Origin of the sequence: Kitasatospora sp. NPDC057965, from assembly GCF_042887135.1 — a bacterium.
GTDB lineage: Bacteria > Actinomycetota > Actinomycetes > Streptomycetales > Streptomycetaceae > Kitasatospora.
Map to the genome: position 1 here is coordinate 180569 of NZ_JBHVPZ010000014.1, position 19511 is coordinate 200079.

A 19511-nucleotide genomic window follows, 5' to 3' on the forward strand; every position below is an offset into this window, starting at 1 on the left:
CCAGGGTGACGCCGGACGGGCCTCACCGCGCGGCCCGTCACCCCTCCGGGAAGTGACAGGCGGCCTGGTGGTCGGCGTCCCCGGGCCCGGTGGCGGCCGTGAGCGCCGGCGCTTCGCTCGCGCAGCGGGCGCGGGCCGCCTCGTCGAGCGCCGGGTGGACGGGGCAGCGGGCCCGGAACGGGCAGCCGGCGTGCCGGACGGTGGGGGAGGGCGGGTCGCCGGCCAGCAGGACGCGGGTGCGGGCGCGTTCGGCGGCCGGGTCCGGCAGCGGGACGGCGGAGAGCAGGGCGCGGGTGTAGGGGTGCCGGGGGCGCTCGAAGACGGCGGACACCTCGCCCTGCTCGACCGTCCGCCCCAGGTACATCACGCTGACCCGGTCGGCGAGGTGCCGGATCACCGAGAGGTCGTGCGAGACGAAGAGGTAGGAGAGGCCGAGCTCCGCCTTGAGCGACTGGAGCAGGTTGAGCACCCCGGCCTGGATCGAGACGTCCAGCGCCGAGACCGGCTCGTCGAGCACCAGCAGCCGGGGCCGGACGGCCAGCGCCCGGGCGATCGAGATGCGCTGCCGCTGCCCGCCGGAGAACTGGTGCGGGTAGCGGACGGCGTGCGCCGGGTCGAGGCCCACCTGGCGCAGCAGCTCGGGCACCCGGCGGGCGATCTCCTCCTTGGCGGCCCGCTGGGCGCGCAGCGGCTCGGCGACGATGTCGCCGACCGGCATCCGGGGGTCGAGGCTGGCCATCGGGTCCTGGAAGACGATCTGCAGCCGGGCCCGCATCCGGTGGGCCTCGGCGCGGGAGAGCCCGGCGGTGTCCCGGCCGAGCAGCTCGATCCGGCCGGACTCGGGGGCGGCCAGGCGCAGCAGTTCGAACAGGGTGGTGGACTTGCCGGAGCCGGACTCGCCGACCAGGCCGAGGGTCTCGCCCTCCCGGATCGACAGCTCGACGCCGTCCACCGCGTACACCGAGCCGACCCGGCGCTTGAAGACGGTGCCCTTGAGCAGCGGGAAGGTCCTGGTGAGGCCGCCGACCTCCAGGACCGGCGGGCGCTGCGCGCGGGGGAGCGGCGGGCCGGGCGCCACCGGGAGTTCCGGCACGGGGTACACCTCGCCGGGCGCGGGCCGTCGCTCGGCGAGTTCGCCGGACCGGACGCAGGCGCTCAGGTGGCCGTCGCCGGCGAGCGGCGGCTCGGCCGTGCGGCAGCGGTCCTCGGCCAGCGGGCAGCGGGCGGCGAACGGGCAGCCGTCCGGCAGTCCGGCCATCGGCGCGGGTGTGCCGGGGATCGGGACCAGCGGTCCGCGCCGCCCGTCCAGCCGGGGGACGGCGCCGATCAGGCCGAGGGTGTAGGGGTGGCGCGGCGCGGCGAACAGCTCGTCCACGCCGGCCGTCTCGACGACCCGCCCGGCGTACATCACGGCGACCCGGTCGGCCATCCCGGCGATCACCCCGAGGTCGTGGCTGACCAGGACGAGCGCGGCGCCGGTCTCCCGGCGGGCGGTGCGCAGCACGTCGAGCACCTGCGCCTGGATGGTGACGTCGAGCGCGGTGGTGGGTTCGTCGGCGAGCAGCACGTCGGGGTCGTTGGCGACGGCCATGGCGATCATGGCGCGCTGGCGCATGCCGCCGGAGAACTCGTGCGGAAAGCCGTCCAGGGCGCGGTCGGGGGCCGGGATGCCGACCAGGTCGAGCAGTTCGGCGGCCCGTTTGCGGGCGGCGGTCCGGTCCAGGCCGGGCCGGTGGACGCGCAGCGCCTCGACGAGCTGGTCGCCGATCCGGTAGACGGGCGTGAAGGCGGAGAGCGGGTCCTGGAAGACCATGGCGATCCGCCGGCCGCGGACGGCGGCCAGCTCGCGGCCGGGCAGGCCGAGCAGTTCGCGGTCGTCCAGCCGCACCGAGCCGCGGACCCGGGCGGTGCCGGGCAGCAGTCCGAGGACGGCCAGCGCGGTGACGGACTTGCCGGAGCCGGACTCGCCGACGATGCCGAGGGTCTCACCGCGGCGCAGGGTGAGGTCGACGCCGCGCACCGCGGGGACGGGGCCGGCGCCGCGCGGGCCGGTGAAGTCGACCCGCAGGTCCTGCACCCGCAGCAGCGGGGTGCCGGTGGCGGTGGTCGCGGCGGTGTCGGTCACGCGCGGGTCCCCTTCCTCGGAGCACGGTCACGCTCGCGCGTGCGGCGGGGTCTGCGGGCGGCCTCGGCGGTGGGGTCGAGGGCGTCGCGCAGCCCGTCGCCGATCAGGTTGACGGCCAGGACGAAGAGCACCAGCAGCCCGGCGGCGAAGTAGAACAGCCAGGGGAAGACCGGTGCCTCACTGGTGCCGGCGGCGAGCAGGGTGCCGAGCGAGACGTCCGGCGCCCTGACGCCGAAGCCGAAGTAGGAGAGCGCGGTCTCGCTCATCACGGCGCCGCCGACCGCGATGGTGGCGTCGATGATGAGGAAGGAGGCGACGTTCGGCAGCACGTGCCGGGTGATGATCCGCAGCGGGTGGACGCCCATGAACCGCGCGGCGCGCACGAACTCCCGCTCGCGCAGCGAGATCGTCATCGACCGGACCACCCGGGCGGTGATCATCCAGTTGAACAGGGCGAGCAGCAGGACGAAGGCGAGCCAGCCGGCGCCCTTCAGCCGGGGCGAGACGATGGTGACGACCAGGAAGGCGGGGAAGACCAGCATGAGGTCGACCAGGAACATCAGCGACCGGTCGGTCCAGCCGCCGAAGTAGCCGGCGCAGGCGCCCACCAGGGAGGCCAGCACGGTCGAGAACAGCGCCACCAGAAGGCCGATGACCAGGGACTTCTGCAGACCGCGGAGGGTCTGCGCGAAGACGTCCTGGCCGATCCCGTTGGTGCCGAACCAGTGGGTGGCGGAGGGCGGCTGGCGCAGCGCGCCGTAGTCGGGCGCGGCGTAGTCCCAGGGGGTGAGGTGGGGGCCGCCGAAGGCCAGCAGGAACAGCAGCAGGACGACGACGGCACCGGCCACCGCGCCGCGGGCGGCGAGCAGCCGGGCGAGGACGATCCGCCCCCGGCCGGCCGTCGCGGGTACCGGGGCGGGTTCGGGTGCGGTCCCGGGCGTCCCGGCGGGCTCGGCGGGTCCGGCGGGTCCGGTGATCGCGGCGGTCACGGCGCTCCTCCTCGGGTCAGGCCCGCACGCGCGGATCGAGCGCGGCGTGCAGGGTGTCGGCGAGGAAACCGGAGGCGAGCACCACGACCGCCGCGAACAGGTTGACCGCGACGACCGCGTTGACGTCCTGCTCGTTGACGGACTGGATGAACCACTCGCCCATGCCGTGCCAGCCGAAGATGGTCTCGGTGAAGGCGGCACCGGTGAAGATGCCGAGGAAGCTGTAGGCGAACATCGTCGACATCGGGATGACCGCCGTCCGCAGTCCGTGCCTGACCAGTGCCCGGCCCCTGGTGAGGCCCTTGGCCTCGGCGGTGCGCAGGTAGTCGGAGCCGAGCACGTCGAGCATGGTGCCGCGCTGGTAGCGGCTGTAGGTGGCGAGGCCGCCGAGCGCCAGCGAGAGGGTGGGCAGCAGCAGGTGCAGTGCCCAGTCGGCGAGGTGCGCGCCGAGGCCGCCGTCGAGGCCGGGCGTCTCGTACCCGGTGAAGGGGACGACCTCGTGGCCGACGGCGTCCTTGGCGGCGATGGCGCCGTTCTTGAGGAACAGCGCGACCAGGAAGACCGGGGTGGAGAGCAGGACGAAGGACAGCACGGTCAGCAGCCGGTCGGAGAGCCGGTACTGGCGCACCGCGCTCCAAGCCCCGGCGGCGACGCCGAGCACCATGCCGAGCAGGCTGCCGACCAGCAGCAGCCGCAGCGAGACCCAGACCCGGCGGCGGAAGTCGTCCATCACGGGGGTGTCGTGGATGGTGCGGCCGAGGTCGCCGTGCAGCAGCAGTCCGCCGGCCCAGCGGCCGAAGCGCTCGACCACCGGGGTGCGGTCGTTCAGGTTGAGGTCGGTGAGCTGGCGCTCGACCGAGGCGGCGGCCGGGCGCGGCACCTTGGCCTCGAAGTAGGCGCGCGGCTGCAGGGCGGCGCCGGCCAGCGCGTACGCCAGGAAGACGGCGGCGACCAGCAGGACGGCGTAGTAGGCGAGCCGCTTGGTCAGGTAGCGGAGCATCAACGGCCGCCCGGGGTGGGGGCGGGGCCGACGCGTCTGGTGGGCATCGGAGGGTGGCCTTCGGGTCGGGGGCGGGCGCGCGGGCGCGGGCGAGGGAGGGACGGCCGATCGCCGTTCTTGACCGTGGTCAGGAAAGCGCAGCTCAGAGTGTGGCACCGGTGCGCGGCCGCGGTGTTGCGGCCGTGTTGCGCCCCGTTTCGGTCGGATCAGGTGTCAACTCGGCCCCCTGGTACTCGTTCTGATCGGCTGTTACGTTCGGTCCCCGGCACCGACTTGGCTGCCCACGCTCAAGCCTCGCCACACCTCGCGACGCTCATCTCTCACCACTCGCCGGACATCACGGAGGGACCCTCATGGACGCTTCCGCCACGCCCGCGCGCCGACTCGGCCGCGCCGCCGCCCTCGCCCTCGCCGTCGCGCTGGCGACCGCCGCGTGCACCTCCGGCGGAGGCGGTTCGGCGGACACGGCGGTCAGGAGCGAAGCGCCCGGGCAGGGGGCCATCGATATCAACGCCAAGCCGCCGGAGCAGATCCGCGACGGCGGCGAGGTCCGCTTCCCGCTCTACCAGTGGATCACCCAGTGGAACCCGTTCCAGGTGGACGGCCGCTACGGCGACGCGGTCGACATCATGCGCACGCTGGAGCCGAGCCTGTTCAGCACCGACGAGACCGGCACCTTCAAGCCGGTCGCCGACTACCTGGTGGACGCCAAGGTCACCTCCGCCTCGCCGCAGGTGATCACCTACAAGCTCAACCCCAAGGCCAAGTGGTCGGACGGCAAGCCGCTGAGCTACCTCGACTTCAAGGCCGACTGGGAGGCCACCAACGGGAAGAAGGACGGCTACAACATCGCCGACTCGGCCGGCTACGAGCTGATCTCCGCCGTCGAGCAGGGCGCCGACCCGGCCGAGGTCAAGGTGACCTTCTCCGAGCCGTACGCCGACTGGCAGAACCTGTTCCGCCCGCTGGTCCCGGCGGCCGGGATCGCCACCGCCGACGACTTCAACAAGGGCTGGGTGGAGAAGATCCCGATCACCGCCGGGCCGCTGAAGATCGGCACCGCCGACAAGACCGCGCAGACCCTCACCCTCGTCCCGGACCCCGACTGGTGGGGCGTCAAGCCGAAGGCGGAGCGGATCACCTTCCGGGTGATGTCCCAGTCGGCGACCACCCAGGCCTTCCTCAACAACGAGATCGACTTCGCCACGGCCGGCACCGCCACCGCGTACGGGCAGCTCAAGGACGCCAAGGACGCGGTGATCCGGTCCGCCAGCCCGTGGGACGAGGTGCACATCTCCTTCGGCGGCGGCGGTCCGCTGGCGGACGTCAAGGTCCGCCAGGCGCTCGGCAGGGCGCTGGACCGGGGGGCGCTCATCAAGATCGCCAACAATGGCGTGCCGGTGGAGTTCAAGCCGCTCGGCAACCACATCTTCATGCCCAACCAGACCGGCTACCGGGACAACTCCGGCGAGTGGGCGAAGTTCGACCCGGCCGCCGCGAAGAAGCTGCTGGACGAGGCCGGCTGGAAGGAGGCCGGCAGCGGTCAGCCCCGCACCAAGGACGGCCAGACGCTGACCCTGCACTGGGTGCTCAACGAGTCCGCCCCGCAGGCCCAGGTCGACCTCGCCACCGCCGCCCAGGCGATGTGGCTGGCGGCCGGCGTCAAGGTGGAGATCGACAAGGTCGCGGCCAACGACTTCTTCACCAAGTACGTCAACCCCGGCAAGTGGGACATCGCCAGCTGGCGCAACACCGACTCGTTCCCGCTCTCCAGCAGCCTGACCAACTTCCGCCTGCCGCAGGGCGACAACGTCTTCGGCAACTACTCCAAGCTGGGCAGCGAGGAGATCGACGCGCTGCTGAAGAAGGCGGCCGGCACGATCGACCCGGTGGAGGCCGCGAAGCTCTACAACCAGGCGGACGCCCGGATCTGGGAGCTCGGCCACACCTTCGAGCTGTACCAGCGGCCGACCGTGGTGGCGGCCCGCAAGGGTCTCGCCAACTACGGGGCGTTCGGCCTGGCGAGCACCGACTACGCCAAGATCGGCTGGGAGAAGTAGCCGGGACCGGGGGCGGGGCCGGGGGCGGGACGGCGGTGCGGTCCCCGGCGGCCCGGGCGGGCGCGCGGCGGGCACTGGCGAGCAGCGCGGTGATCACGAGGCCGGTGGTGCGGACACGGGAAGGCCGGTGATGCCGCCCCCGCTGTCCTGCCACCCGCCTTGACCTTCCGCGATGCCCGCAGGCCGCCCGTGCCGCGAGGTCCGTCCCCGGGCCCCGTTCGCTTCGAACCGGGGACGAATCTAGCGGGGCGTCCGGGCGGTCGCACCGTACGGCGCGGCGCGTCCGCAAACCCGCCGCGCTGTCACCCGGTTCGCGCACCGGGGCGTCAACTCTCGCTGACGCCAGGGCGTATCGGTCCAAAACGGGGCAATCTCCCGATCCGGCGGCGCTCGCCGCGATCCGTGCGCTCCCGGGCAATGTCCGGTGCTCCCTGGTGTCCCCGGATGCGTGCGCGGCGCCCGGCGCGCTGTCAGGATGCGGCGGGTACAGCCCGCCCGTCCGGATCCCGGAGACCCGTCCATGAGCAGCGATTCCACCGCAGTCCCGCGCCCGCACCCCGTCGATCCCCGCCCGGTGCGCCGGATGGTCCCGCGCAGCCGGGACGAGCCGCACCGGGTCGCCACCCCGCTGGAACTCTTCTTCGACCTCTGTTTCGTGGTCGCCGTCGGCCAGGCCGGCCGGGAGCTGGCCCACGACCTCGCGGGCGGCCACTGGGGCGACGGCCTGACCGGCTACCTCTTCGCCTTCTTCGTGATCTGGTGGGCGTGGATGAACTTCACCTGGTTCGCCTCCGCCTACGACTGCGACGACGTCCCCTACCGGCTCACCACCCTGGTCCAGATCGCCGGTGTGCTGATCCTCGCCGCCGGGGTGCCGCGGCTCTTCGCCGACCAGGACCTCGTGCTGGTGGTGATCGGCTACGTGGTGATGCGGCTGGCGATGGTCACCCAGTGGCTGCGCGCGGCGGCGGCCGAGGAGGGCCTGGCCCGCGTGGTGGCGCTGCGCTACGCCGTCGGGATCACGCTCTGCCAGATCGGCTGGGTTGCGGTGCTGCTGCTGCCGCACGACGTCCGCTCGGTGCTGATCCCGATCGGGATCCTGGCCGAGCTGGCCGTGCCGGTGGTCGCCGAACTGCGGCTGCGGACCCCGTGGCACCCGCACCACATCGCCGAGCGGTACGGCCTGTTCACGCTGATCGTGCTCGGCGAGACGGTGGCGGCGGCGACCGTCGCGGTGCAGTCGGCGGCGGACGAGCAGGAGGGACTGGCCCGCCTGCTGCCGGCCGCGGTCGGCGGTCTGCTGATCTGCTTCTCGGCCTGGTGGATCTACTACGCCCGGCCGGTCCACCAGCACCTGCGGTCCAGCCGGCAGGCCTTCCTCTGGGGCTACGGCCACTACCTGGTGTTCGGCGCGGCGGCGGCGATCGGCGCCGGACTGGAGGTGGCGGTCGCATCGGCCGTGCACAAGGCGCACGTCTCCGAGACGGCCGCCACCGCGGCGGTGACCGTGCCGACCGCGCTCTACCTGTTCGCCGTCTGGGCGCTGCACGCCCGGCACGCCAAGACCGGCGCGCTTCAGCTGTCGCTGCTGCCGGTGGCCTCGGTGGCGGTGCTCGCCTGTACGGCGGCGGGCGGCTCCGGCGTCCTCGCGGCGGGTCTGGTGACGGCGGCCGCGGTGGCGGCCGGGGTGGCGCTGCACGCGAGGGAGCGCTGAACGAGGGCGGGCGGACGGCGCTGCGGCGAGCCCTCCCGCGGCTGCCCGTCGCGGGGGTGCTCCTCGGCCCGGCCGTTCGTCCCGTTCGGCGGGCCCGTTCCGTCGGGCCCGTCGGCGTCGTTCGGTGCCGAGCCGTGCAGTGCCGAGCCGTGCAGTGCCGAGCGGTGCAGTGCCGAGCCGTTCAGCGCCGCACCGCTGAGTGCCGCACCGCCGAGCGCCGTTCCGTTCGCGCGGAGCGGGTCCAACGGGGGCGGCCCCAGCAGGGCGCGTCGCACCTCGTCGTGCCCGGCGAGCCAGGCCCGGTACGCCGGGCTGGCCTCGGCGAGGTCCAGGTAGGCCGCCCGCAGTTCCTCGTACAGCGCCTCGCGGGCCGGCGGGCCGAGCGCGCGCGGCCGCCAGACCAGCAGCAGCCGCACGGCCAGCGGGTCGCCGTGCAGCCGCCGCACGACGGTGCCCGGCCCGGGCAGTGAGGTCGGCTGACAGGGGCGGACCGCCTCCCCAGAGGCGACCAGTTCGGCGGCGGTCGCGTTGTCCCGCACCTGCACCACCCGGGGGTTGAGCCCGGCGGCGCGGAACACCCGGCGCATCGCGGCGTACTCGTGGTCGGCGGTCGGGTCCACCATCCAGGTGTCCTCGGCGAGCTCGGCCAGCCGGACCACCGGCCGGGCCGCCGCCCGGTGGCCGGCCGTGAGCGCGACGAACTGCGGCTCGCGGGTGAGCAGCACCCGGTGCTCGGCGTCCGGGGGCAGCCGCAGCGGGAAGCCCTCGCTCTCGTGCACGAAGGCCACGTCCAACTGGTCGGCGGCGACCATCCTCAGCAGGGCGTTGGCCGAGATGTCGATCTGGATCGTGGTGTCGGTCTCCGGCAGCCGTTCGTGCAGCCGGCGCAGCCAGGCGGCCACCGCCCGGCTGCCGACGCTGCCGATCCGCAGCCGCCGGGCGCGCTCGCCACCGGCCGCCTCCCTGGCCTCCTGGCGGGCGGCGGCCACCAGCGCCGCCATCTCGGCGATCACCGGCCTGGCCCGGGACAGCACGGAGTGGCCGAGCGCGGTGGGCCGGCTGCCGGTCTGCTCCCGGGTGAACAACGTGCCGCCGACGGCCCGTTCGATGCGGTGCAGCTGGGTGGTCAGCGACGGCTGGGTCATGCCGAGCTGCAGCGCTGCCTTGCGGAGGCTTCCGGTGTCGGCGATCGCGCACAGCACCCGCAGGTGTCTCACGTCGAGCTCCACATCCGGGAGCGTAACGGTGGAAACGGGATGACGCCAGGGACATGACAGGCTGTTGGCCGGAGGATCGGACCGGCCGTCCGGGCGGCGCGGTGATTGGTCCGGGCTATCGCCGGTTGACATCATCCGCCGGGCCGCCGGCCTGGCCGAAGCTCTGGGGGCAGCAAGCATTCATCCGATGCCCGCGGCCCGGCCCCCACCGTCCGCGGCGCACTCGCGAATCGGAGCCCCCACATGAACCGTGTCCCGCGCATGTTCTCCGTCGCACTCGGACTGGCCCTGGCCGTGGGAACGGCCGCCCTGCCGACCGCCGCCACCGCCGCCCCGGTGAGCGCTCCCGCCGCCGGGCACTACACCCCGGGCACCGCTGCGAAGGGCGCGGGCAAGGCGGACGACCGGGCGTTCTTCGAGGCCGTCATGAAGTCCGCGCGGGCCAAGCAGGCCGCCAACCCGTACCTGCTGGCCGTCACGGTGACCTACGACGCCAGCAACGCGCCGTCCTTCGCCGGGGTCATATCCCAGAGCGCGCAGATCTGGAACAGCTCGGTCGGCAACGTCCGGCTCCAGCAGGGCTCCAACGCCGACTTCGCGTACTACGAGGGCGACGACCCGTCCAACGGCTCCTACGCCAGCACCGACGGGCACGGCAACGGCTACATCTTCCTCGACTACTCCCAGAACCAGCAGTACTCCTCGCTGCGGGTGATCGCGCACGAGACCGGTCACGTGCTGGGCCTGCCGGACCACTACTCGGGCCCGTGCAGCGAGCTGATGTCCGGCGGCGGCCCCGGCCCGTCCTGCACCAACCCGTACCCGAACAGCACCGAGCGCAGCCGCGTCAACTCGCTGTGGCGGTACGGCCTGGCCGGCTGATCCGGCCCCTCGACGGCCCGCCCCCGCGGCGGCCCCCCGGCGCGCGCCGACCGGACGACCCCCTCCGGCCGGTCGGGCGCATGCCCACCCGCACCACCGCACCACCCGCGGTGCGTCCCGCACCGCCGCACCGGCGTACCCCCACCCCTCGACCCGTGAACGGGAGCCCCCCACATGAACCGTGTCTCGCGCACCTTCTCCGCCGCCCTCGGCCTGGCGCTCGCCGCCGGCCTGGCCGCCCTGCCGACCAGCGCCGTCGCCGCGCCGGCCCAGGGCTACACGCCGTCCACCACCGCGACCGCCTACGCCGGCTCGGCCGCCGAGGACGCCAACAACCAGGCGTTCTTCGAGGCCGTCATGAAGTCCGCGCGGGCCAAGCAGGCCGCCAACCCGTACCTGCTGGCCGTCACGGTGACCTACGACGCCAGCAGCGCGCCGTCCTTCGCCGGTGTCATAGCCCAGAGCGCGCAGATCTGGAACAGCTCGGTCACCAACGTGCAGCTCCGGTCCGGTTCGGCCGCCGACTTCCGCTACTACGAGGGCAACGACTCGCGCGGCTCCTACGCCAGCACCGACGGCCACGGCCGCGGCTACATCTTCCTCGACTACGCGCAGAACCGGCAGTACAACTCGACCCGGGTGACCGCCCACGAGACCGGCCACGTGCTGGGCCTGCCCGACCACTACTCGGGCCCGTGCAGCGAGCTGATGTCCGGCGGCGGCCCCGGCACCTCCTGCACCAACCCGTACCCGAACAGCACCGAGCGCAGCCGCGTCAACTCCCTCTGGCGGTAGTCCCTCCCAAGGCCTGCCCCGCGCACCGCAGTGACGGCCCGGTCGCCGCAACCCCGGCGACCGGGCCGCCCCGCGTGCGTTCCCGTCCCGAGCGGCGCATCCGAGCAGGGCCGGCGGTGCGCGCCCCACCGTGTCACCGCCGCGCCCGCTCGCGCCGGACTGTCGGTGCCCCGTGCGAGCATGCGGACCAGGACCCGTCCGCCGCCGACCGCGAGGTGCCCCCGCATGCCCCAGCACGTCCCCGACCACCTGGAAGACCTGCCCTACGCCGCCCACCTGACCGCGCACACCGGCCCGCTGCGCAGCGACGACCGCTACGACACCGTCCACTTCGACGGCGGCGAGTACACCGACCAGTCGGCGGGCGGCGCGACCTTCCTGGAGTGCGCCCTCACCGGCGTGGCCCTGAGCGGCGTCAGGCTCCGCCAGGCCCGGTTCAACGAGGTCTGGGTGCAGGCCGGCCGCTGGGTGGCCTGTGACCTCGCCGACAGCGACTGGCAGGACACCGCCGTCTCCGGCGGCGTGCTGGCCGGCATCGCCGCGCACGGCTCGGCGCTGCGCCGGGTGGTGTTCCGCGGCTGCAAGCTGGAGGCCGTCAACCTGCGCGCCGCCGTGCTGCGCGACGTCGTCTTCGAGGACTGCCTGCTGCGCGACGTCGACTTCGGCGACGCGCGGCTCACCGGCGTCACCTTCCCCGGTTCCACCCTGGAGGAGGTCCGGCTGCGCGGCGCCACCCTGAGCAAGGTGGACCTGCGCGGCGCCGTCGGCCTCGGCCTGCCCGACGGTCACCAGGGTCTGCGCGGCGCCCTCATCAGCTCCACCCAGCTCCTCGAACTGGCCCCCCAGTTCGCCCACGCCCTGGGGATCACGGTGAAGGACTGACGGTGGCCCACGGGTCCTCCACCTCGGCCGGCGCCGGTACGGGCATGTCCGGGGCGGCGCCCGGCTCGCTGTACTCGGCCGTGGCCTGCGCCCGGTCCTGACCGGCGCTCAGGGCGAGGGTGAGTTTGACCAGCTCGTGGCGGTCGTTGACCCAGTAGTCGGCGGTGCAGGCCGAGCCGGCCGGCGGTGTGTAGTCGGGGCCGCCGACGAGGCGCCGCTCGGCGTTGCCGCTCATCGCCGGCACGGGTGACACGCTGCGGTAGTGCGCGACGGGGACCCCGCCCAGGTCCTCCCGCCCTTCCGCGGTGACCGTGCCGTGCCCGGCGGCCCGCCGCAGTTCGGCGGCGGGCGAGGACGCCAGCTCCATGCTCAGCGTGGCCAGGTCGATCGGCGTGGGCGGCTCGTCGGCCCGCGAGGTGAAGTGGTCGAGCCGCTGCCAGCGGTCGAGTCCGAGGCCGCGGACGTACATGCCCCCCTGGACGAGGCGCATCGTGGAGTCGCCCTCGGTGGTCTCGAAGGACGGCCGGCCCCGCCAGCGCACGTACCCGTTGAGGGTGGCCGGCGCCTTGTCGCCCTCGGCCGCGGTGAACCGGAGCCGGCCGTTGCCGATGCGGTCCATGGCGTCGGCGGCCTTGACGAGCTCACCGGGCGGGCCGCCGACGGCCGGGGCGTGCGATCCGCCGGTGCAGGCGCTCAGGGCGCCGGCCGCCAGCACGACGGCGGCGGTGGACAGGGCGAAGCGTGACATCTGCATGGAAATCCCCCCACGTAACGGTGTCTGGCCTCAGTGTGGCAAAAACTTTGAACGCGTTCAAATGAGGAGGTCCGGAGGTTTCGGCCCGGCCGTCCGTTCAGCCGCAGGTCGTTCGGCGACCCAGGGGGGAACAGTCCGCCAACCCTGCCGCCGGCCCCTGGTGGGGCCGTCGGGAGCGGGTGGAGGATGCTGCGCGATCGTGTGGGCGCCGACTTGTGTGCACAACATCGCCGATGAAGGGACGGGCTGGGCTGATGGCCGAGCTGAGTCGTAGGAAGTTCGTGACCCTGTCCGGTGCCGCCGCCGCGGGCCTCGCCGTGGCCGGTGCCGGGACCACCGGCGCCGGGGCGGCCCCCGCCGCCGACGCACCCGCCGGTACGCCGGCCGCCGACCCGGCCGCTCCGGACGCCGCGGTGGCCACCACGCCGTCGGCGGCGCTGTCGCAGACCGGCGGCCTGGCCGACGCGCGGCACATCGTGATCCTCATGCAGGAGAACCGCAGCTTCGACCACTACTTCGGCATGCTGCGCGGCGTGCGCGGCTTCGCCGACCGCTCCGCCATCCAGATCGCCGGCGGCTACTCCGTCTTCAACCAGCCCAACGGCCTGCTGGGCCGCCAGTACCCGTGGCAGTTCAGCCTCACCAAGCCGGCCGGCGGCGCCGACGCGGAGCGCCTCGCCCAGTGCAACGGCGACCTCAGCCACGGGTGGAGCGACCAGCACAGGGCCTGGAACGGCGGCAAGCTGGACTCCTGGGTGGCGGCCAAGGGCAACGTCCGCACCCTGGGCTTCCTCACCCGCCAGGACATCCCGTTCCACTACGCGCTCGCCGAGAACTGGACCATCTGCGACGCCTACTTCTGCTCGGTGCTGAGCGCCACCGGCCCCAACCGCACCTACCACTGGTCGGGCCAGATCGACCCGTCCGGCGCCGCCGGCGGCCCGGCCTACGACGGCGGCGACGAGAAGGGCCTGCGCTGGCAGACCTACGCCGAGGCGCTGGAGAACGCGGGCGTCAGCTGGAAGGTCTACCAGAACGCCGCCGACAACTACGGCGACAACGCGCTGGGCTACTTCACCCAGTTCACGGGCGCGCCCGCCGGCAGCCCGCTCGCGGTCAAGGGCATGGGCTCCGTCCCCAAGGTCACCGGGCGGACCCCGGACGACATCGTCGCCGCGATCAAGGCCGACGTGCTGGCCGGCACCCTCCCGCAGGTCTCCTGGATCGTCCCCAACCAGGAGGTCTCCGAGCACCCGTACGCCACCCCGGCCGACGGCGCGCACTTCGTCCACAACGTGATCGACGCGCTCAACGCCGACCCGGACGTCTTCAACTCCTCCGTCCTGTTCCTCAACTACGACGAGAACGACGGCTTCTTCGACCACGTCCCGCCGCCCGCCGCCCCGGCCGGCACCCCGGGCGAGTTCTACAACGGCACCAACATCGGCCTGGGCTTCCGCGTCCCGCTGATCGCCGTCTCCCCGTGGACCCGCGGCGGCTGGGTCTCCTCCGAGGTCTTCGACCACACCTCGGTGCTGCGCTTCCTGGAGAAGTGGACCGCCGCCATCGGCAAGCCCGCCACCTGCGTCAACATCAGCGACTGGCGGCGGCGGGTCTGCGGCGACCTCACCGGCCTGTTCGACTTCGCCAACCCGGTGTACGGCCTGCCCACGCTGCCCGCCACCGCCGGCGCGGTGGTCGGCATGGCCAACTGCGGCCCGCTGCCCAACCCGGCCCCGGTCGACAACAAGCTGCCCGCCCAGGAGATCGGCACCCGTCCGGCCCGCGCCCTGCCCCACCAGCCGAACGCCAACCTGGACCACCTGGAGTTCGGCTCGGCCGGCGCGATCAAGGTCTGGCTGACGATGGCCAACGAGGGCGCGGTGGCGACCAGGACCGCCCACTTCGCCGCGTACGCCAACGCCTACCGCGGCGGCGGCCCCTGGCAGTACACCGTCGACCCGGGCGGCAGCCAGAGCGACTTCTTCAACTGCGGCACCGGCTACGGCAGCGGTCAGTACGACCTGAGCGTGGTCGGCCCCAACCGGTTCCTGCGCCGCTTCAAGGGCGACGCCACCAAGGCGGGCAAGAACGCGGCCGTCACCTGCTCGTACGCCGTCGAGCCGGGCACCGGCAAGCCGGCGGTCTGGTTCAAGCTCGCCAACACCGGCACCACCGCGCTGACCTTCACCATCACGTCCACCAACTACCGCACCGACGGCCCCTGGACGTACCAGGTGCCGGCCGGCGGCAGTGTGAGCGACTTCTTCAACGCCGTCGCCTACACCGACGGCTGGTACGACTTCACCGTCACGGTGAACGCCGACGCCACCTGGTCGCAGCGGTTCACCGGCCACCTGGAGACCGGCGCGGCCAGCATCAGCGGCTGAGCCGGGCGCTCACCCGGGCCCGGGCGAGGGCGTCAGGCCCGGGTGGGCGCGTCACGGGCTCACCGGCCCCGGGGGAACCACGGGTCGTGGACCTCCCGGGGCCCGTCCGGCGTGAGCAGGGTCAGCGTCAGCGGCGAGGCCGCGTACTCGGCCAGCAGCACCGCGCCGTGCCGGGTCTCCAGCTCGGCCTGGACCGGCACCCGCAGCCGGCTGAGCGCCCGCCGCAGGTGCAGCGCGTCGCGCCGGCTCACCGGCTGCGGGGCGCGCAGCACCAGCCGCAGCGGGCTCAGCGGGCCGGCCACCGGTTCGCCGGTGGCCAGCTCGTAGCCGATCGCGCCGATCGGCCCCCAGGCCAGCCGGTGGTCGGCGATCAGCTGCCCGGCGAGCGGCAGCACCGTCAGCGCGGGGATCGCCGCCACCCGCTCGGGCGACAGCAGGGAGAGCCGCCCCGGCAACTGCTCGGGGCGCAGCATCCGGGCCACCGCCGACCGGGGCGCCAGCGCGTCCAGCCGCTGCCCGCGCAGGGGGCCGCGCACCGTCACCGGCAGCCAGGTCTCCGGGGCCGCCGACACGTCCCGGGTGCAGCGCACGGGGTGCGGGGTGTCCGCGGGGGTGCCCGCCACGGCCGGCGCCCGTCCGACGGTCACCCAGGGGTGCGCGCGCAGCACCTGCCGCGCCCAGTCCGGCAGCGGGCCGCCGCCGAGCGGGCGCAGCGAGCTGGGGCACTGCATCAGCAGCAGGTCGTGGACGCCGGCCTGCCGTCCGTCGAGCGCGGCCAGCGATCCGACCAGTCGGCGCGGTCCGCCGTGCAGTTCCTCACTCGGACGGGGGACGCGGGGGCGGGCGGCGACGGTCACGGCGGGCTCCAGGGGTGGGATCGGGACCGGCTGACGGTCTCCACCCTCCTCCCGCCCCGCCGAACCGGCTACGGCCTTTCGGCGCCCGCGACCAGGGACCAACGGCTCAATCGCCGTCCGGCGCCCGGCCCGCAGCCCGCGCCCCCGGCCCGCCTCCGTGCCCAGGGGTGCGCCCTGCGACCCCGCGTCCACCCGCCCCGCCCTCGCCCGCCCCCGCGCGCCCCACGCGCCCCCACGCGCCCGGCCGGGCAGCGGGTGCGGGCGGGCGGCGGCGGTGTGAGAGTGGGGGCAGTCCGGAATTCGCCCGGAGGAGGAGTCATGGGCATCTTCGACAGGTTCCGCCACAGGACGCAGCACGCCGCCGAGGAGAGCAGGTCCTCGCTCGGCGGCGGCGCCGAACAGGACACCACCGCGCGGACCGACGCCGCCCAGCGGGCCGCCCTGGCCCACGACGAGGCCGCCGACGCCTTCAGCGCCGAGACGGAGAAGACCCGCGAGGCCCAGGAGGCCTCCGCGGTCGGCGAGCGGGAGGCCGAGGAGCGCGCCCGCCAGGACATGACCTCCGAGGGCGACCCCTGGGGCTGAACCTCGCAGGGCGCCCTGCCGCCCCCGCGCTCACCGGTCCCGCGGTGGCAGCGGGGGCCGCCGCAGGTCCGGCCGCGGCGTGTCCGGCGGCGGGGGGACGGCGGCCGGCAGGTCGTCCAGCAGCTCCAGCGCCAGCCGCACCGCCGTGACCAGCTCCGGGTACCGCCCCGCGGCCCAGTCCCGGGGCGTGCGGAGCACGTGCACGTCCGGTTCGACCCCCCGGTTCTCCACCGTCCAGCCGAGTCCGCCGGTGAACCACGAGGCGTTCTTCGGCACCGAGATCTGCGTCCCGTCACCGAGCTGGTGGCGCCCGGTCATGCCGACCACCCCGCCCCAGGTCCGGGCGCCGACCACCGGGCCGAGGCCGAGCAGCCGGATGGCGGCGATGACGACGTCGCCGTCCGAGCTGGTGGCCTCGTCCGCGAGCGCCACCACCGGCCCGCGCGGCGCGTCGCGCGGCCACCGCACGGGTTCCCGGCCGCGGCTGAAGTCCCAGGCCAGCACCCGTCGGGTGAGCTTCTCCAGGACCAGTTCGGAGACGTTGCCGCCGGCGTTGCCGCGCACGTCCAGGACCAGCGCGGGCTTGTCCAGCTCCCGCCGCACGTCCCGGTTGAACTGCGCCCAGCCGGAGCCGCCGAGGTCCGGGATGTGCAGGTAGCCGCACCGGCTGTCGCTGAACTCCCGGACCAGGGCGCGCCGTTTGGCCACCCAGTCCTGGTAGCGGATGGCCCGCTCGTCGGTGAGCGGGGTGACGGTGATCCGGCGCAGGGGGCCGTCCGGGCCGCCCCGGCGCAGGGTGAGTTCGACGCTGGTCCCGCCGGTGCCGGCGAGCAGCGGCAGCGGTCCGCGCACCGGGTCGACGGGCCGCCCGGCGACGGCGAGCAGTTCGTCGCCGCCGCGCACGCCGTAGGTGGCGAGCGGGGCGCGGGCGCGCGGGTCGGAGGACTCGCCGGGCAGGATCCGGTCGAACAGCCAGCGCCCGTCGGGGGAGCGGTGGGCGTTGGCGCCGAGCAGGCCGAGCGGCTGCTGGGCGAGCGCGGGCCCCTCGCCGCGCCGGGACGGGGTGACGTAGGCGTGCGAGGTGCCGAGTTCGCCGAGCAGTTCGCGCAGCAGGTCGGCGAAGTCGTCGGGGCCGGCGATCCGCTCCAGCAGCGGCTCGTACTGGGCGACCAGGGCGGGCCAGTCGAGTCCGGACATGCCCGCGTCCCAGAACTGGTCGCGCACGATCCGGGCGGCCTCCGCGTAGGCCTGGCGCCACTCGGCGGCCGGGTGCACGGTGTGGGTGATCCGCCGCAGGTCGACGGTGGCGCCGGCGGACGGCGCGCCGACCGGGACGATCCGCAGGGTGCCGGCCGAGTAGACGGCCACCGAGCCGCCGTCCCCGGAGACCGCGTAGCCGTCGAGCCGGTCGGCGAGCGTGGAGCGGGAGCCGCGGACCAGGTCGAAGTGCTCCAGCGCGGGGCGTCCGGAGGTGTCGTCGGGATTGGTGAAGGTCTGCCCGAGGACACCGGAGATCGGCCAGCGCAGCCAGAGCAGCCCGCCGCGCACGGCGTCGGTGGCCGAGTACTTGCCGGCGAGCACCGGGAACGGGATCAGCCGCTCGCCGATGCCCTCGGCCTCCACCTCGACGGTGCCGTCGCCGCCGCCGTCGCCGTGCGGGGCGGCGTCCTCGGCGGGGGCGGCGAACGGGGAGGGCGTGGCGGCGGTGAGCGGGACGAGGTAGGGGCGGCAGCCGAGCGGGAAGGAGAGGTCGCCGGTGTGCACGTCGTGCACGGGGTCGAAGCCGCGCCAGGAGAGGAAGACGAGGTAGCGGCCGTCCCGGGTGAAGACGGGCTGCTCGTCCTCGAAGCGGCCGTCGGTGACGTCCACGACCGGCACGGAGGCGTCGACCCGGGTGAGCCGGATGCGGCGCAGCGAGCGGCCGGCGGCCGGCTGGGACCAGGCGACCCAGTGCGAGTCGGGGGAGAAGCGGGCACTGGTGACCGGTCCGTGGCCGGAGGCGGCGAGTTCGCGCACGGTGCCCTCGGCGGCGGTGACCAGCAGCAGCCGGCCGTCGGAGGTGGTGACCGCGAGGTGGGCGCCGTCGGGGGCGGCGGTGAGTTCCAGGACGCGGCCGATCCGTCCGGCGGCGACCGTCCGGTGGCCGTGCTGCGAGGGGGCGTGCTCGTGGCCGGGCAGCGGCACGACCTCGATCGCGTCCTCGCCCTCGGCGTCGGTGATCCAGGCGGCCTCGCCGGTGCGGCCGAGCACGACGGGCAGCCGGGTGCGCACGCCGGGGGTGTCGGCGAGCGCCCGGGCGGGGCCGTCGCGGTGGGTGAGCCAGTACTGGCTGCCGCGCACGGTGACCACCCCGGCCCGGCCGGTGGCGTCGCAGGCGAGGTCCTTGACGTGCGAGGCGGCGCTCACCTGGTAGGGGCGCCGGCCGGCCCGGGCGCCGCCGAGCGGGACGTGCAGCCGGCGCGGGGCGTGCGCGTCCAGGCCGTCGAGCAGCCAGAGGTCGCCGGCGTGCTGGTAGACGATCCGCTCGCCGTCGCCGGCGGCCTCGCGGGCGTAGTAGGAGGCGTGGTCGGTGTGCCGGCGCAGACCGGTGCCGTCGGGGCGGCAGGAGTAGAGGTTGCCGACGCCCTCGTGGTCGCTGAGGAAGGCGATCCGCTCGCCGTCGGCGCAGGTGACCGGCATGGGGGAGGCGAGGTGCCCGGGCAGGCCGTCGAGGATCTGCTCGCCGTCCACCCAGAGCCGGCCGGTGGCGCCGCCCCGGTAGCGCTTCCAGGCGGCGGGCTCGTGCGGGGCGGCGCCGGTGAGCAGCACGGTGTGGGCGGGGCCGACCTGGGCGTCGCCGACCGGCCCCCAGGGCATCCGGCGGGTGGGGCGGCCGTCGGGGGGCAGGGCGTGCGCCCAGGTGTAGTGGCCGAAGGGCTCGTGGTAGGAGGTGACGGCGAGCAGTTCGCCGTTCGGCAGCCAGCCGCGCAGCCGGGTGTCCTGGCTGCCCCAGTGGCTGAGCCGCACGGCCTCGCCGCCGTCGACGGGGGCGGTCCAGATCTCGGGGGCCAGGCTCTGCCAGGCGGTCCAGGCGAGGGTGCGGCCGTCGGGGGAGAGCCGGGGGTGGCTGACCCGGGTGCGGTCGCAGCTGACCCGCCAGGCCCGGCCGGTGGCGGCGGCCGCCGCGTCCAGCGGGGCGATCCAGACGTCGTCCTCGGCGGTGAACGTCAGCAGGCCCCCGCGCAGGTGGGGGTAGCGGAGGTAACCGGACGACGTCACCCC

Annotated in this window: 13 protein-coding genes and 1 pseudogene; 7 read left to right on the forward strand and 7 right to left on the reverse strand. The window is 74.6% G+C overall.

What is annotated here, in order from left to right:
• Positions 1-37 precede the first annotated feature (37 nt).
• The 3 genes from ACFVVU_RS20070 to ACFVVU_RS20080 all read right to left on the reverse strand — a co-directional run bounded on the left by ACFVVU_RS20070 (position 38) and on the right by ACFVVU_RS20080 (position 4114).
• Complete coding sequence (locus tag ACFVVU_RS20070; protein ID WP_387791236.1) at positions 38-2125, reverse strand: dipeptide ABC transporter ATP-binding protein; 2088 nt, start codon at positions 2123-2125, stop codon at positions 38-40.
• Entirely contained in the window at positions 2122-3009 is an 888-nt protein-coding gene (locus ACFVVU_RS20075; RefSeq protein ID WP_380681971.1) for an ABC transporter permease, read from the reverse strand. Before ACFVVU_RS20075 ends, ACFVVU_RS20070 begins: the two co-directional genes overlap by 4 nt.
• A 121-nt stretch (positions 3010-3130) precedes the next feature.
• A complete protein-coding gene (locus ACFVVU_RS20080) occupies positions 3131-4114 on the reverse strand; it encodes an ABC transporter permease (RefSeq protein ID WP_380681955.1) in 984 nt (327 codons plus the stop codon).
• A gap of 353 nt (positions 4115-4467) precedes the next feature.
• Between ACFVVU_RS20080 and ACFVVU_RS20085 the strand changes: the two genes are divergently transcribed.
• The gene (locus tag ACFVVU_RS20085) at positions 4468-6174 is read left to right on the forward strand and encodes an ABC transporter family substrate-binding protein (RefSeq protein ID WP_380681956.1); all 1707 of its coding nucleotides are present in this window, start codon (positions 4468-4470) and stop codon (positions 6172-6174) included.
• 520 nt (positions 6175-6694) lie between these two features.
• Positions 6695-7888, forward strand: coding sequence for a low temperature requirement protein A (locus tag ACFVVU_RS20090; RefSeq protein ID WP_387791238.1), 1194 nt, complete (start codon positions 6695-6697; stop codon positions 7886-7888).
• A 395-nt stretch (positions 7889-8283) separates the two neighbouring features.
• On the opposite strand, the pseudogene ACFVVU_RS20095 reads toward ACFVVU_RS20090, so the two are convergent.
• Positions 8284-9285: pseudogene (locus ACFVVU_RS20095) on the reverse strand (LysR substrate-binding domain-containing protein); the annotation flags it as partial.
• A 63-nt stretch (positions 9286-9348) separates the two neighbouring features.
• On the opposite strand from ACFVVU_RS20095, the gene snpA (ACFVVU_RS20100) reads away from it, so the two are divergent.
• From snpA (ACFVVU_RS20100) to ACFVVU_RS20110, 3 genes are all read left to right on the forward strand, one after another.
• Positions 9349-9987: a snapalysin gene (snpA, locus tag ACFVVU_RS20100; protein ID WP_387791241.1), complete on the forward strand. Its 639-nt coding sequence runs from the start codon at positions 9349-9351 to the stop codon at positions 9985-9987.
• Between the two features lie 174 nt (positions 9988-10161).
• Complete coding sequence (snpA, locus tag ACFVVU_RS20105; RefSeq protein ID WP_387791243.1) at positions 10162-10782, forward strand: snapalysin; 621 nt, start codon at positions 10162-10164, stop codon at positions 10780-10782.
• A 225-nt stretch (positions 10783-11007) separates the two neighbouring features.
• Positions 11008-11664: a pentapeptide repeat-containing protein gene (locus ACFVVU_RS20110; RefSeq protein ID WP_380681960.1), complete on the forward strand. Its 657-nt coding sequence runs from the start codon at positions 11008-11010 to the stop codon at positions 11662-11664.
• Here the strand turns inward: ACFVVU_RS20110 and ACFVVU_RS20115 are convergent.
• Complete coding sequence (locus ACFVVU_RS20115; RefSeq protein ID WP_387791245.1) at positions 11648-12418, reverse strand: hypothetical protein; 771 nt, start codon at positions 12416-12418, stop codon at positions 11648-11650. The genes ACFVVU_RS20110 and ACFVVU_RS20115 overlap by 17 nt on opposite strands.
• Positions 12419-12672: 254 nt before the next feature.
• Here ACFVVU_RS20115 and ACFVVU_RS20120 point away from each other — a divergent pair, with 254 nt between their 5' ends.
• Entirely contained in the window at positions 12673-14808 is a 2136-nt protein-coding gene (locus tag ACFVVU_RS20120) for a phosphocholine-specific phospholipase C (protein WP_380681972.1), read from the forward strand.
• A 59-nt stretch (positions 14809-14867) separates the two neighbouring features.
• Here ACFVVU_RS20120 and ACFVVU_RS20125 read toward each other — a convergent pair whose 3' ends face one another.
• The gene (locus tag ACFVVU_RS20125) at positions 14868-15665 is read right to left on the reverse strand and encodes a phosphoribosyl-dephospho-CoA transferase MdcG domain-containing protein (protein WP_380681962.1); all 798 of its coding nucleotides are present in this window, start codon (positions 15663-15665) and stop codon (positions 14868-14870) included.
• 318 nt (positions 15666-15983) lie between these two features.
• Here ACFVVU_RS20125 and ACFVVU_RS20130 point away from each other — a divergent pair, with 318 nt between their 5' ends.
• The gene (locus ACFVVU_RS20130) at positions 15984-16250 is read left to right on the forward strand and encodes a hypothetical protein (protein ID WP_387791247.1); all 267 of its coding nucleotides are present in this window, start codon (positions 15984-15986) and stop codon (positions 16248-16250) included.
• 30 nt (positions 16251-16280) lie between these two features.
• Here ACFVVU_RS20130 and ACFVVU_RS20135 read toward each other — a convergent pair whose 3' ends face one another.
• A complete protein-coding gene (locus ACFVVU_RS20135) occupies positions 16281-19508 on the reverse strand; it encodes a S41 family peptidase (protein WP_380681964.1) in 3228 nt (1075 codons plus the stop codon).
• Positions 19509-19511 lie beyond the last annotated feature (3 nt).